The 14,648-nt window shown below is 27.0% G+C and carries 13 protein-coding genes; all 13 read left to right on the top strand.

Translation table 11 applies throughout. From position 1 onward, the window contains the following. Window positions 1–114: 114 nt before the first annotated feature. Window positions 115–903 (top strand): amino acid ABC transporter substrate-binding protein, encoded by a 789-nt coding sequence (locus ACO409_RS04065; RefSeq protein WP_485555083.1) that lies wholly within the window; start codon window positions 115–117, stop codon window positions 901–903. Window positions 904–905: 2 nt separating this feature from the next. Continuing rightward, window positions 906–1,562 (top strand): amino acid ABC transporter permease, encoded by a 657-nt coding sequence (locus ACO409_RS04070; RefSeq protein WP_485555084.1) that lies wholly within the window; start codon window positions 906–908, stop codon window positions 1,560–1,562. An 81-nt stretch (window positions 1,563–1,643) separates the two neighbouring features. Then, window positions 1,644–2,375 (top strand): amino acid ABC transporter ATP-binding protein, encoded by a 732-nt coding sequence (locus tag ACO409_RS04075; RefSeq protein WP_485555105.1) that lies wholly within the window; start codon window positions 1,644–1,646, stop codon window positions 2,373–2,375. A 645-nt stretch (window positions 2,376–3,020) separates the two neighbouring features. Then, window positions 3,021–4,100 carry a methionine ABC transporter ATP-binding protein gene (locus tag ACO409_RS04080; protein ID WP_485555086.1) on the top strand — a complete coding sequence of 360 codons (1,080 nt, stop codon included), beginning with the start codon at window positions 3,021–3,023 and terminating at the stop codon, window positions 4,098–4,100. Then, window positions 4,100–4,783 (top strand): methionine ABC transporter permease, encoded by a 684-nt coding sequence (locus ACO409_RS04085; RefSeq protein WP_485555088.1) that lies wholly within the window; start codon window positions 4,100–4,102, stop codon window positions 4,781–4,783. The genes ACO409_RS04080 and ACO409_RS04085 overlap by 1 nt, the downstream gene beginning before the upstream one ends. A 66-nt stretch (window positions 4,784–4,849) precedes the next feature. After that, window positions 4,850–5,629 (top strand): MetQ/NlpA family ABC transporter substrate-binding protein, encoded by a 780-nt coding sequence (locus tag ACO409_RS04090; RefSeq protein ID WP_485555090.1) that lies wholly within the window; start codon window positions 4,850–4,852, stop codon window positions 5,627–5,629. A 395-nt stretch (window positions 5,630–6,024) separates the two neighbouring features. Further along, the gene (locus tag ACO409_RS04095; RefSeq protein WP_485555091.1) at window positions 6,025–8,175 is read left to right on the top strand and encodes a M13 family metallopeptidase; all 2,151 of its coding nucleotides are present in this window, start codon (window positions 6,025–6,027) and stop codon (window positions 8,173–8,175) included. 417 nt (window positions 8,176–8,592) lie between these two features. Beyond that, a complete protein-coding gene (lpxC, locus tag ACO409_RS04100) occupies window positions 8,593–9,435 on the top strand; it encodes a UDP-3-O-acyl-N-acetylglucosamine deacetylase (RefSeq protein ID WP_485555093.1) in 843 nt (280 codons plus the stop codon). Window positions 9,436–9,548: 113 nt separating this feature from the next. After that, window positions 9,549–9,983 (top strand): 3-hydroxyacyl-ACP dehydratase FabZ, encoded by a 435-nt coding sequence (fabZ, locus tag ACO409_RS04105; protein ID WP_485555095.1) that lies wholly within the window; start codon window positions 9,549–9,551, stop codon window positions 9,981–9,983. A 30-nt stretch (window positions 9,984–10,013) separates the two neighbouring features. Further along, a complete protein-coding gene (lpxA, locus tag ACO409_RS04110; protein ID WP_485555097.1) occupies window positions 10,014–10,793 on the top strand; it encodes an acyl-ACP--UDP-N-acetylglucosamine O-acyltransferase in 780 nt (259 codons plus the stop codon). Window positions 10,794–11,050: 257 nt separating this feature from the next. Beyond that, window positions 11,051–11,860 (top strand): LpxI family protein, encoded by an 810-nt coding sequence (locus ACO409_RS04115; protein WP_485555099.1) that lies wholly within the window; start codon window positions 11,051–11,053, stop codon window positions 11,858–11,860. Window positions 11,861–12,021: 161 nt separating this feature from the next. After that, window positions 12,022–13,188 (top strand): lipid-A-disaccharide synthase, encoded by a 1,167-nt coding sequence (gene lpxB / locus ACO409_RS04120; RefSeq protein ID WP_485555101.1) that lies wholly within the window; start codon window positions 12,022–12,024, stop codon window positions 13,186–13,188. Between the two features lie 36 nt (window positions 13,189–13,224). After that, window positions 13,225–14,648 (top strand): MATE family efflux transporter (locus tag ACO409_RS04125; RefSeq protein ID WP_485555103.1); only part of this gene is annotated, 1,424 nt, incomplete at its 3' end.

Consider the following 14,648-nt stretch of genomic DNA (forward strand, 5'->3'; position numbering starts at 1 on the left):
AAAAAAAATGGTATATTATAAATGAAAATTAAATAAATCAGAATAAATTATTAATTTACCATATTAAAAAGTAATAAATCATATTTATAAATAAAAGTAGAGGAGGAAATGAAAATGAGAAAAATATTGTTAATGATGGTTTTGGCATTGTCTGTTTTTATGTGTAGTGTTCAAAAAGAAGAAAAAAAAGAAGATAACAATGCTAATGGAATTCCTAAAAAAATTATAGCTGGATTGGATGATTCGTTTGTTCCGATGGGATTTAGAAATGCAAAAGGAGAATTAGAAGGATTTGATATTGATTTGGCTAAAGCAGTGGGACAAAAAATAGGAAGTAAAATTGAATTTAAGCCAATAAACTGGGATTCTAAAATACTTGATTTAAATGGTGGAAATATTGATTTAATTTGGAATGGACTTACTATAACAGATGAAAGAAAAAAAGAAACTGAAATGACAAAGCCATATTTGGCAAGTCATCAGCTAATAATAACAAGAGCAGGATCAAGTATAAAGACAAAAGCTGATTTAAAAGGTAAAATTGTTGGAAGCCAGACTGAAAGCAGCGGAGAAGAAGCAGTTAAAAAATCAGGTGAAGATAAGGCATTTAAAGAATTTAAAACTTATGCACAATATGATCAGGCATTTATGGATCTTGATGCAGGAAGAATTGATGCAATTATAGCTGACGAAGTATTAGCAAAATATACTAAAAAGACCAAAGAAACTCAAGCCAAAAAAGAGCTTTACAAAATTTTAAGTGATAACTATGGACAAGAAGAATATGGAGTTGCTGCTAAAAAAGGTAATACTAAATTAGTAGAAGCAATAAACAAGGCTATAGAAGAACTAAAAGCAGACGGGACTTACCAAAAAATTTATTCTAAGTGGTTTAAAGATTAATAATGAGTCAGGCATTACCTATATTTATAGAACTGGTAAAAACATTACCCAATATTATAATTCTGTATATACTTACAATCCTATTTTCCGTCCCGTTAGGAATCTTGGGAGCATTAGCATATACAGGGAAAAATAAAATAATTAAATTCTTTATTTCAGTTTATACTTGGATTTTTCGTGGAACACCTTTAATGTTACAGTTAATGGTAGTTTACTATGGAATACCGCTTATGAAGATTGGTGGATATAAAATAGTATTGGAGCCATATACTGCCGCAACGATTACATTTATTATAAATTATGCGGCATATCTTGTAGAGATTATAAGAAGTGGAATAGAAAGCATTGATAAGGGACAGCACGAAGCTGCAAAAGTACTTGGTTATAGCTATTGGCAGAAAATAATATACGTTATTTTACCACAAGCTATAAGAAGAGTGTTGCCAACATTGGGAAATGAAGCGATTACACTTATAAAAGATACTTCGCTTATATATGTTTTAGCTGTAACTGAAGTTATGAAACGTACGAAGGAATTAGCTAATATTTATTATAATATTACACCATATATCTGTGCAATTATTATTTATCTTGTATTAAGTTTTGCGATTGACAGATTGTTTAAAGATATTGAAAAAAGAAATAAAGTTAGAATTTAAAAATTTAAAAGATATTAAATTTAAATAAAATAAACTGGGAGAAAGATCGTGAAAAATGAAAAAATCTTAAAAGATAAAAAAATAGTGGAAGTAAAAAATCTAAAAAAACAATATGGTGATAATGTAATTTTGAAAAATATAAATTTGTACATTGATAAAGGAGAAGTTGTTTCATTGATAGGGCCTTCAGGAAGTGGAAAGTCAACAATTTTACGATGTATAGTTGATCTTGAATCAATAACCTCTGGAAAAGTATTGATTGAAGGTAATAATCTAGCGGATAAAAATGTGAATAAAAAAATAAAAAAAGAAATGTTATTAAAGACAGGAATGGTTTTTCAGACATTTAATTTATTTCCACATATGTCAGTTAGAAATAACATTGTTAGAACTTTAAAATTAGTAAAAAATATAGATGCAGCAAAAGCTGAAAATATTGCAAAGGAAATGTTGAGATTGGTAGGGCTTTCTGATAAAATTAATAATTATCCAAATGAGCTTTCAGGAGGTCAAAAACAAAGAGTTGCAATAGCAAGAGCATTGGCATTACAGCCAGATATTATGCTTTTTGATGAACCTACATCTGCACTTGATCCAGAGCTTGTAAAGGAAGTGCTGGACATAATAAGAAAATTGAAAAGTCAAAAGATAACAATGCTAATTGTAAGTCATGAAATGAATTTTGTACGTGAAATTTCAGATAGAGTGATTGTTATGGAAAAAGGTGAAATACTGGAAACAGGAACTTCAAAGCAAATATTTGAAAGTCCATCTTCTCAAAGAGTGAAAGAATTTTTGAATGCAAATAAATAAAATATTATTTCATAATATTAATTTTTAGAGTATTATAAAATTAAATTGTAATACTCTTTTATTATATAAATTTTTTTAGATGTTTTTTATTAAAAGAGTAGGGAACTATTATTTATACTAAATCCTATTTGAATAACGAATACATTATAAATCTTTTTAGTAGATTAAATCTAATATTTACTTTCTAAATAGTTAGAATAAATATTTGCTTTTTAAATGGGGAATAGTATAAATAATATATTTTTGACAAAAGGTTGTAATTTGAGTTATATAATAAAACTAACTTAAAATTGAACTTAAAGGCTATGATAATTTTAGCTCTTTAAGTTTATATAATTTTTGTTTTTTAAAATAGAATTTAATGTAAATATGTAATTAGTATAAAAAAATTTTAAATATGGCTTGTATATACAATAAAATAATGTTATAATATAAAAAAGTTTGAATAACTAAATTATTAGATAAAAGTTCAAAATAAAAATTAAAATGTCAAATTTATATTTTGAATTATTTCTTAAAATATAAATTATGAAATTATAATGAGTAAATCGAAAATTAATTAAAAAGAAGTTGACTTTTAAAGTAATAAATAATATAATCTTTTTGACTGGAGAAATAAAGACAAAAAATAAAAAGAGGTGAAATATGGAGGGTTTTATTAAGATAAAAAATTTAGTTAAGAAATATCAGCTAGCTAATGGCAAAGAATTACTAGCTGTAAATAACGTAAACCTTGATATTGAACAAGGTGACATTTATGGAATTATGGGGCTTAGTGGAGCTGGAAAGTCAACACTTATTAGACTTCTTAATAGATTGGAAGAACCTACTTCTGGAGAAATTTTGGTAAAACAGGAAATTTTTGATGGAAAAGGGGAAGATAAAAAGATTGTAGGATATGAAGATAAAAATATTTTGGAATTTAATATAAATATATTGCGTGAATATCGAAAAAAAACAGGAATGATTTTTCAGCATTTTAATTTATTAAATTCAAGAAATGTAGCTGACAATGTGGCTTTTCCATTGGAGATTTCAAAATGGAAAAAGAAGGATATAGAAAAAAGAGTGGATGAGCTGCTAGAGATTGTAGGACTTTCAGATAAAAAGCTAAATTATCCTGAACAACTATCTGGAGGTCAAAAACAAAGAGTTGCTATTGCAAGAGCATTAGCAAATAATCCCAAAATATTGCTCTCGGATGAGGCAACGTCAGCACTTGATCCAAGGACTACTAATTCTATTTTAGAATTATTAAAGGACATAAATAAAAAGTTTGGAATAACAATAATTCTTATTACTCATCAGATGGAAGTTATAAAAAAGATATGTAATAAAGCAGCAATTATGTCTGATGGTAAAATTATTGAAAATGGGGAAACAAGAGAAATTTTCTTAAATCCTAAAACAGATTTAGCAAAAGAATTTGTGGAAAATATTTCTCACGAAGAATTTAGAACAGATGAAGAAAAAAAACATCGTGAGGAAAATAGCGGAAAATTACGTTTAAGACTAAAATATAATGAAGATCAAGTTAATGAATCGTATATTACAAAAATTATTCGTAAGTATGATGTTGAAGTAAATATTTTAAGCGGATTTATTGATAAAGTGGGGGATATTATTGTAGGAAATTTATTAATAGAAGTTTCGGCAAATGAAGAAAAGGCAAAGGATATTATTGAATGGCTAAAAGAAAATAAAATAGATTCGGAGGTGTTATAATGGGATTTGACTGGGTTAAGTTTTTTCAATTTCAGAATATGGTTAATCCATTGAATGAAACTATCTATATGGTATTTTTTTCAACAGTTGTAGCATTAATTATTGGATTTCCAATTGGAATTCTACTTGTTACTTCTGATGAGAAAGGCATAAAACCTAATAAAACTTTACATGAAATACTGGATATAGTTATTGTAAATATAACAAGATCTATACCATTTATAATTTTAATAGTTTTGTTAATTCCACTTTCAAAATTGATATTCAAATATTCATTTGGGAGTACTTCCTTTATTGTACCATTATCATTAGGATCAGCACCATTTGTAGCAAGAATAATCGAAGGTTCTCTAAAAGAAGTTAATGAAGGGCTTATCGAGGCTTCAAAGTCAATGGGAGCAAAAACATCAGAAATAATTTTTAAAGTAATGATACCAGAAGCATTACCTTCACTTGTTCACGGAATTACATTGACAATAATTAGCTTAATTGGATATTCTGCAATGGCTGGTACAATTGGTGGTGGTGGACTTGGAAATGCCGCTGTAATAGATGGATTTCAACGAAACAACCTTGAATTAATGTGGCAGGCAACAGTTGTTACAATTATCTTGGTTCAAGTTATTCAATTTATTGGAGATAAAATTGTAAAATCGTTACTTGCAAAACGAAATAGAACATAAAATTTCTTAAATTAATAAATTAATAAATTAATTAAAAAATAAATAAAAAAATTAGGAGGCAAAAAAATGAAAAAACTATTAACATTAGTGCTAATGACAGCATTATTTATTCTATCTTGTAGTGGAAAAAATAAACAATTGGTAGTAGGAGCGTCACCAATACCACATGCAGATTTATTAAATTTAGTAAAAGATGACTTGAAAAAGGAAGGAATTGATCTAAAAGTAGTTCAGTATAATGATTATATTTTACCAAATAAAGCACTTGCAGATAAAAGTATAGATGCTAACTTCTTCCAACATGTTCCGTATATGGAAGATTTTGGAAAGAAAAATCACATTGACATGGTAGCAGTTGGAAATATTCATTTGGAACCAATGGCATTGTATTCTAAAAAGATAAAAAATATTAAAGACTTGAAAAAAGGGGATACTTTAATAATACCTAATGATCCGACAAATGGAGGACGTGCATTAATTTTACTTGATAAAGCTGGAATCATAAAATTAAAAGATAATAAAAATTTATCAGCAACACCTGCTGATATTGCTCAAAATCCTAAAAATTTAAAGATTGTAACAATGTCAAATGAACAAATAGCACCTAGATTAAGTGAAGTTGCAGGAGCAATTATAAATTCAAACTTTGCAATTGATGCAAAAGTTACAAAAAATGAAATTATCTTAATAGAAGGTAAAGATTCACCTTATGTAAATGTTGTTACTGTTTTAAAAGAAAATCAAAATGATGAAAGAGTAAAAAAACTTGTAAAAGCATTACAAAGTGAAAAAGTTAAAAAATATATTGAAAAAAAATATGATGGTAGAGTAATTCCAGCATTTTAATTTTAAGATGATCAAAACAAAAATGAGGATGTCTCATAATTCAAAAATAATTTTTACTAATATAAATATTATATATTTTAAAAATCAGCAGATATTATTTTTATTGATTTTATTAAATATAGTAAAATATATTTATGATTTAGGAATTTTATTGATTTTGTGAGACAGCCCCATTTTTTTATATTTATCATTAAAAAAATAAATTTAAGATAAAATAAAAAATATTTATTTTTTTGTATAAATTTGTTGAAATAAATTTAAGAAAAATGTATAATATACCCAAACTTATTTAAAATATAATTTCTATTTTTTTAAGAAAGTTAGTATAAAATGATATTATTATAATAAAAAAGGAAAGGATAAGTTTCTTTTTAAATAAAGAAATGGATTTAAGAATGAAAAAATTACTTATAGTTTCACTATTTTTAGCTAGTGTTAGTTTAATTTGTGCAGAAAGTCTTGATAACTCTGATAGTAATAAACTTTTGTCAGGAAAAGAAAATCAAAATAATGGAAATGCAGCAGTACAGACTACTCAAAAAAGATCAGGATTTTGGGATTTTTATGAAAAGCAGCAAGCAAAACTTTTGAAAGAAAAAGATAAAGAGCTTTTTGATGACCTTAGTACAAAAACTAGATCTCAGGATGACTTTTACGAATATGTAAATGAAAATTGGGATAAAAAAACAAAAATTCCAAGTACGAAGCCAGCTTGGGGTTCGTTTTATGAACTTAATGAAAAAAATCAGGATTTTTTACGAAATTTGATAAAAGAATTAAAGAATAAAAAAACTTCATTGACTGCAGATGAAAAAAAGGTAATAACACTTTATGATAGTTATTCTGACATGAAAAAAAGAAATGAAGAAGGACTATCGCCTATCAAAAAAGATTTAGAAAAAATAAATGGTATTCAAAATATTGAAGATCTAAAAAAATATAATGTGGAACTTACAAAAACTGGAGGATCTGAATTTTATGGATGGGGAGTAGGAACAGATCTTAATAATTCCAAAAATAATGCAGTATATTTAGGAAGTGCCGGGATTGGTCTGTCAAGAGATTATTATCAAAAAGATACTAAAGAAAATAGAGCAATATTGGAAGAATATACAAAATATGTCAGTGATATGTTAAAATATTTGGGAGAAGACAATACACTTGAAAGAGCTAAAAAAATAGTTGCTTTTGAAAAAGAGATTGCAAATACATTAATGACAAATGAAGAACTTCACGATGTAAAAAAATACAATAATCCAGTAAAAGTAAGTGATTTAGGTACATTATCTAAAAATGTAGACTTGGCTCAATATTTAAAACAGCTGAATGTAAAAACAGATAAAGTAATAATAACAGAGTTGAACTATTATAAAAATTTGGATAATTTTGTAAATGATGAGAATATCGACATAATTAAAGATTACATGAGATATAATTTAATTAGTTCTGCAGCAGGAGTCTTGAATGATGAGCTTGGTGCAAGAAGTTTTGAGTTTTTTGGAAAATATTTGAATGGACAAAAGGAAAGAGAAACTCTTGAAAAAAGAGCATTAAATTTTACAGATGACAGTCTTGGAGAAATAATTGGAAAGATTTATATTCAGAGAAATTTCTCACCAGAAGCTAAAAAAAATGCAAAAGAAATGGTTGATTACATCAAGAAAGCGATGAAGAACAGAATTGAAAAATTAGATTGGATGAGTGCTGCAACTAAGAAAAAGGCACTTGAAAAGTTAGCAAAAATAAATGTTAAAATAGGATACCCTGATAAATGGAAAGACTATAGCAAAATGACAATATCAAGTAATGATTCATTGTATGATCAGTTAAAAGGAATCAGTGAATGGGCTTATAATGAAGAACTTAAAAAAGTAGGAAAACCAGTAGATAAGACAGAATGGTATATGTCACCTCATACAATAAATGCCTATTATTCTCCAACAAGCAATGAAATTGTATTCCCGGCAGGAATTTTACAATATCCATTTTATGATTATAATAAGCTAGAAGTAGCAAGTAATTTTGGGGCAATAGGAACAGTTATTGGACATGAGCTTACTCATGCATTTGATGTATCTGGTGCTGAATATGATGGTGATGGAAATGTTAAAAATTGGTGGACTGCTGAAGATAAGGCTAAATTTGATATGGCTACAAAAAAACTGGAAAATCAATTTTCAAAATATACAGTTGGAGATGGAATCCATGTTAATGGAAAATATACATTAACAGAAAATATTGCAGACCTTGGAGGATTAAATGTCGCTTATGATGCATTACAATTGTATTTGAAAGATCATCCAAATTCTTCAAAAGCCTACCCAGATACAATAAATAAATTATTCTTTTTAAGTTTTGCAAGAATGTGGCGACAAAAATCAACACCAGAATATTTAAAGAACTTGGCAAAAACAGATTCACATTCACCAAATATATTCCGTGTAAATGGAACACTAGAAAATATAGATGCATTCCATAAAGTATTTGAAACAAAACCAGGTGACAAAATGTATAAATCTCCTGAAGATAGAATAAAAATTTGGTAAAATAACAGTTAAATTTTTTTATGATAGTATACTCGAATCCATTTAAAATTAAGTTATTAAAAATTATATAAATTTAGGGTTTGAGTAAAATAATCATGGCTTTTGAGTTTAATTTTAAATCAGTTTTACTATAAGTTATGAAGAATTAGAAATAAAAAAGTAAATACTTGAATTATAAAATTTTAAGATAATTGTTTCTGTAAAAGGAAATGGTTATCTTTTTTTATTTTTCGTATATTTTATATTATTTGCTAAAAAATAGAATTAGTATAAATTCTTCAATTTTAAAAATATTGAAAATCAAAAAATAATAAAAGGAAAAATATTTAGTTTTATGATATAATGATTATGAACAATAAAAAAAGATTTTATAAATAAAAAAGGAACTAAAATTTTAGGAAATGGAGGGAGCAAAAAGTGAAAAGAAAAACTATTAAAAATATAGTTGAAATTTCGGGAATTGGACTTCATAAAGGTGAAGAAATAAAAATGACATTAAAACCTGTGAGTCAAAAAACTGGAATTGCTTTTAAAAGAGTAGATGTTAATAATAAAAACAATATTATAAAAGTTGCTCATAAAAATTTATTTGATTTGGAAAGAGGAACTAATATTCAAAATAAAGATGGAGTAAAACTTCATACAATCGAGCATTTTATGTCGGCACTTTCAGTTTGTGGAATTACTGATATTTTTGTGGAGATCGAAGGAAATGAGATGCCAATTTTGGATGGGAGTTCAATTGAGTTTGTAAAAAAAATTAAAAGTGCGGGGTCTTTAGAATTAGATGAGGAAATAGAGCCTGTTGTGATTAAAGAACCTGTTATTTTTTCAGATGAGAAAGCTGGGAAATATGTAATGGCATTACCTTATGATGGGTTTAAAATATCTTATACAATTGATTTTAACCACAGCTTTTTAAAATCGCAATATTATGAATTAGAAGTAAATCTGGAAAATTATGTTGAAAATATTGCAAAGTGTAGAACTTTTGCCTTTGACTACGAAATAGATTTTCTTAAAAAAAATAATTTGGCATTGGGGGGAAGTTTGGAAAATGCTGTAGTAGTGGGAGCAGATGGACCATTAAATCCAGAAGGGTTAAGATATCCAGATGAATTTGTTAGACATAAGATACTTGATATAATTGGAGATTTATATGTTTTGAATACTCCGATAAAAGCTCATATTATTGCAATAAAAGCTGGACATTTTGTAAATTCTCAATTAACAGGAATGATTGCAAAAAAATATTTATAAAAAATATAAAAAGCACTTGTAATTTATAAGAAAATCAAATATAATGTAGATATAAAATTTTTAGTAAAAATTTGAAAATAAATAAAAATATAAATTCAGGAGGAATAAAGAATATGGCAACAAATGAAGTAATTATGAATATAGAAGATATTATGAAAGTATTGCCACATAGATATCCATTTTTGTTGGTAGATAGAGTGATAGAAAAAAATGGGACGGATAGTTTGGTTGCAATAAAAAATTTGACAATGAATGAAGAGTTTTTTCAAGGACATTTTCCTGGGAAACCAGTTATGCCAGGAGTATTACAAATGGAAGCACTTGCACAAGCAGTTGGATTACTTATGCTAGAACCTGGTAAAATACCTTTATTTATGTCAATTGATAAATGTAAATTCAGAAAACCTGTTGTACCTGGAGATCAATTAAGACTTGAAGTGGAAAAATTGAGCGTGAGAAGAAATATTATCGTAGCTAAAGGTAAATGTTTAGTTGATGGAGCTGTAGTAAGTGAAGGTGAATTAAAGTTCGCTGTAACAGACATGTAAAGACAAATAAAAGACGAGAGGTATTAATTTATGAGTTTAAATAATATACATCCAACAGCAATTGTTGATCCAAATGCTAAACTTGGAGAAAATGTAAAAATAGGGGCTTACTCGATTATAGGTCCAGAAGTTACGATTGGTAATGGAACTGTTGTAGAATCGCATGTTGTAATTGAGGGTGAAACAATCATTGGTGAAAATAATTATATTTTTTCTTTTGCATCAATTGGGAAAGATCCGCAAGATTTAAAATTTGCAGGAGAAAAAACTAGGGTTGTTATTGGAAATAATAATAAAATTCGTGAGTTTGTTACAATTCATCGTGGAACTACTGATAAATATGAAACAAGAGTTGGAAATAATACACTTGTTATGGCTTATGTTCATATTGCTCACGATTGTATAATTGGAGATAACTGTGTACTTGCCAATGCTGCGACTTTTGCAGGACATGTAGAAGTGGAAGATTATGCAGTGGTAGGCGGACTTACTGCTGTGCATCAATTTACAAGAGTTGGACGGCATGCAATGATAGGTGGATGTTCGGCTGTAAATCAGGATGTTGTTCCTTATATGCTATCTGAAGGAAATAAGGCAAGAGCTGTTTATATAAATATTGTAGGACTTCAACGTAGAGGATTTTCAGATGAGCAAATAAAAAGACTGAGAGAGCTGTACAAAATCATATTTAAGAAAAAATTAAAATTAAAAGAAGCTCTTGAGACTGTTGAACGTGAATATGGACAGTATGAAGAAGCTCAAAATCTTATTAATTTTATACAAAAAAGTAAAAGAGGTATTACAAGATAAAATATAGAATTTTGAGATATACACTTAAATCCTTTTAAATTAATGTGATTAAGTAAAATAAAATTAGGATTTGGGAAAAATAACTATAAATTTTAAATTTAGTTTGAAAATAGTTTTATTAAAACTATAAAATTGAATTAAAAATCATATTAAGAAATTAAAATGTAAAATTTCTCAAAATAATCTATATTTTATTTTGAGTTAATTTTTTAATATAAATATTTTTTAAGAAAAAATAAAAAAGGGAAAAATAAAAAATGACAATAGAAAAAGTAGGTTTAATCGCTGGAAATGGGAAATTACCTGAATTATTCTTGAAACAATGTATTTCAAAAGAAATTGAGCCATTTTCAGTTTATCTATTTGAAAGTGTGGAAGATAGTGTAAAAAATCATAAAAACTCCGTAAAATATAGTGTAGCTCAAGTTGGGAAAATAATTTCATATTTTAAAAAAAATGGGATAACCCAGTTAATAATGCTAGGAAAAGTTGAAAAAAATCTAATTTTTTCTAATTTAAAATTTGATTTGACAGCAACAAAGATATTATTGTCTACAAAAAATAAAAAGGATAAAAATATTCTGAAAGCAATAATTAATTATATTGAATCAGAAAATATCAAAGTGTTACCACAAAATTACTTGTTAGATGATTATATTGCCAGAAATGAAATTTATACAAAAATTTTTCCAAATAAAAAAGAAGAAAAGACAATAGAAATTGGAATAGAAGCTGCACGAATGCTTACAGATATTGATGCAGGTCAGACAGTTGTTGTAAAAGATGAGTCGGTTATTGCATTGGAAGGAGTGGAAGGTACTGATAAAGCAATTTTACGTGGTGGGGAATTAGCTGGAAAAAATTGTATTGTTGTAAAAATGGCAAGACAAAATCAAGATTATCGGATAGATGTTCCGACGATTGGTATGGAAACAATAAAAAAAGTAGCAGAAATAAACGGACGTGGAATTGTAATAGAAGCTGATAAAATGCTTTTTATTGATAAAGAAGAAGTTATAAAATTTGCAAATAAAAATAAGATTTTTATAAAGGGAATTAAAATTTAAAGTATACTCAAATTTATTTAAAATCAAGCTATTAAAAATTATATAAACTTAAAGTTTGAGTAAATAGTCATAATTTTGAGTTCAGTTTTAAATCAGTTTTACTATTAAAAAAGATTTTCACTTCGCTGTCAAAATAAAAAGAATGTAAAAAGGCTAAAAAAATGGAAAATAATTGTGATATGGAAAAATTCCAAAAAAAGAAAAGAATTTTTATTTCTTGTGGTGAAATGTCTGGAGATTTACATGCTTCATATATTGTTCAGGAAATGAGAAAAAAAAATAAGAATGTTGAATTTTTTGGAGTAGTTGGGGATAAGTCGATAGAAGCAGGGGTTAAGGCTATAAATCATATAAAAAATAATGATGTTATGGGATTTGTAGAGGCTTTAAAAAAATATAGCTATTTTACGAAAAAGGCTTATGAATATTTGAAGTTTATTAAAGAAAATAATATAGAAACCGTTATTTTTGTTGATTTTGGTGGATTTAACTTGAAATTTTTTGAATTACTAAAAAACAAAATTTCAGAAAAAGAACTGCAAAATTTGAGAATGATTTATTATATTCCGCCTAAAGTTTGGGCTTGGGGTAAAAAAAGAATAAAAAAATTACAAAAATTTGACGATGTTATTGTAATTTTTCCATTTGAAAAAAAGTATTATGATGAGAGTTTGAAAAAAAATGAATCAAAAGGGCTGAAAGTGGAATATTTTGGTAATCCATTTGTTGATAAATATGATTTTTCAGATAAATTGGGAGAAAAAGTATTACTGCTTCCGGGAAGCAGACGGCAGGAAATTGAAAAGTTTTTACCAGTAATCATTGAATTAATTAGAAATAAAAAAGTTAAAAATGAAAAATTTTTAATGAAATTAGCAAGTGAAGAGCATAAGAAATATCTTTATGATTTTGAAAGAAAATATAAAATTGATATTTTGAAAATTCCAAATTTAGAAATAACTTTTGATGAAATAAAAAATATAAGAAAAGACTGTAAATATGCAATAGCTACTTCAGGGACAGTAACATTTGAAATTTCACTTATGGGTTTGCCTGTAATAGTAGTTTATAAAACATCTGCAATTAATGCTTTCATTGCACGACATATAGTAAAAATAAAATATATAACTCTTACTAATTTAAATGCTAATAAGGAAATTTTTAAAGAATTGCTTCAGGAGGATTTTTCTGTAGAAAAATTGCTTGAAGAGATGGAAGCAATGGAAAAAAATAAAGAAAATATTGTTTTAGAGTTGAAAAAAGAAAGAAAAAAATTGGGTAATTTTGGAGTTTTAAAAAAAATTTCTAATTACTTGCTAGAAAAATAAAGATTGACTTTACAAATTTTATAAAAAGGAAAAAGTATGGAAAAAAAACGTGAAGAACTGTTAAAAGGTTCTATTTTAAAATTATTTATAAAGTATTTCATACCGACACTTATTGGATCTGCAGCAGTTGTTCTTTATAACATTGTTGACAGGTTTTTTGTTGGAAAAATTAGTGAAAAGGCACTTGCGGGTGCAGGAATTGCTTTTTATATAGTTATGTTGATTATTGCTTTTTCAATGTTTATTGGAGTTGGAGCTGGAACTATCATTTCAATTAGACTTGGACAAGGTAAAAAAGGGGAAGCAAAAAAAATATTGGGAAATGCTTTGACATTATTTACAATTTTAGGACTTTTATTATATGTGTTTTTAATATTGAATATTAATACAGTTTTGCGATATTCAGGTGCTAATAATGAAACGTTGCCGTATGCAAGAGCTTATCTGGAGATAATATTACTAGCAATTTTACCGTTATTTTATTCATTTGGTTTAACAAATGTATTAAATGCGGCTGGAACACCGCGGGTTGCAATGTTCTCTATGCTAATTGGAGCAGTTGTAAATATTATTTTGGATTATGTAGCTGTAATGATTATGCATACGGGAATTGAAGGGACTGCTTATGCAACTTTAATTGGAAATGTGCTATCTGCAGTATTTGTATTGTGGTTTTTGATTGTTGGAAAATTACCTTTTAAAGTTGATATGTTTGGATTTAAGCTGGAAGAGGAAAGTATTATCACAATAAGATTTTCAAAATTAAAATTAGATTCTAAAATAGTAAAATCTATTTTTTCAATTGGAATGTCGCCATTTTTATTACAAGCTGCAAGTTCAGTTGTGGGACTTGTAACAAATAAAATTGTAGATATATATGGAGGAACTTATGGTGTGGCAGTTATGACAATCATAAATTCCTATTTACCAATTATGACGATGAGTGTTTATGCAGTTTCACAAGCTGTTCAGCCAATAATTGGTTTTAATTATGGTGCAAAAAATTTTACAAGAGTAAAAAAATCTTTAATGACGGCTATAGGAGCAGGAGTTGTGATATCTTTTGCATTTTGGGTAATTGTAATGCTTTTACCAAGACAGTTAATTCTATTTTTTAATGAAAAAAGTACACCTGTTGCTCTAAAAGAGGGAATAAAAGCTATTAGAATTTATTTTTCACTTGTGGTAATTTCATCTTTTGGAATAACTGTGCCAAATTATTTTCAGGCAACTGGACGTTCAAAATATTCAGTTATAATGAACTTAATGCGGCAAGTTGTTATATTTTTAGTAGTTGTCATAGTTTTTTCAAATGTATGGAAGCTAGATGGAGTATGGCTTGCACAGCCATTTACAGATTTTTTGTTTTTCCTAATACTTCTAGTATTTTTATATAAGGAGAAAAAATTTTTTGACAGAATGATACAAAAGCAAAATCATTTATTGGAATCTAAAAAATA

Source organism: Leptotrichia sp. (genome assembly GCF_057270615.1).

What these genes read in the sequence shown, in the direction of transcription:
- ACO409_RS04115 (WP_485555099.1), top strand. Translation starts at nt 11,051, where the DNA reads ATGACAATAGAAAAAGTAGGTTTAATCGCTGGAAATGGGAAATTACCT.
- ACO409_RS04090 (WP_485555090.1), top strand. Translation starts at nt 4,850, where the DNA reads ATGAAAAAACTATTAACATTAGTGCTAATGACAGCATTATTTATTCTA.
- fabZ (WP_485555095.1), top strand. Translation starts at nt 9,549, where the DNA reads ATGGCAACAAATGAAGTAATTATGAATATAGAAGATATTATGAAAGTA.
- ACO409_RS04065 (WP_485555083.1), top strand. Translation starts at nt 115, where the DNA reads ATGAGAAAAATATTGTTAATGATGGTTTTGGCATTGTCTGTTTTTATG.
- lpxB (WP_485555101.1), top strand. Translation starts at nt 12,022, where the DNA reads ATGGAAAATAATTGTGATATGGAAAAATTCCAAAAAAAGAAAAGAATT.
- lpxA (WP_485555097.1), top strand. Translation starts at nt 10,014, where the DNA reads ATGAGTTTAAATAATATACATCCAACAGCAATTGTTGATCCAAATGCT.
- ACO409_RS04085 (WP_485555088.1), top strand. Translation starts at nt 4,100, where the DNA reads ATGGGATTTGACTGGGTTAAGTTTTTTCAATTTCAGAATATGGTTAAT.
- ACO409_RS04095 (WP_485555091.1), top strand. Translation starts at nt 6,025, where the DNA reads ATGAAAAAATTACTTATAGTTTCACTATTTTTAGCTAGTGTTAGTTTA.
- ACO409_RS04080 (WP_485555086.1), top strand. Translation starts at nt 3,021, where the DNA reads ATGGAGGGTTTTATTAAGATAAAAAATTTAGTTAAGAAATATCAGCTA.
- ACO409_RS04070 (WP_485555084.1), top strand. Translation starts at nt 906, where the DNA reads ATGAGTCAGGCATTACCTATATTTATAGAACTGGTAAAAACATTACCC.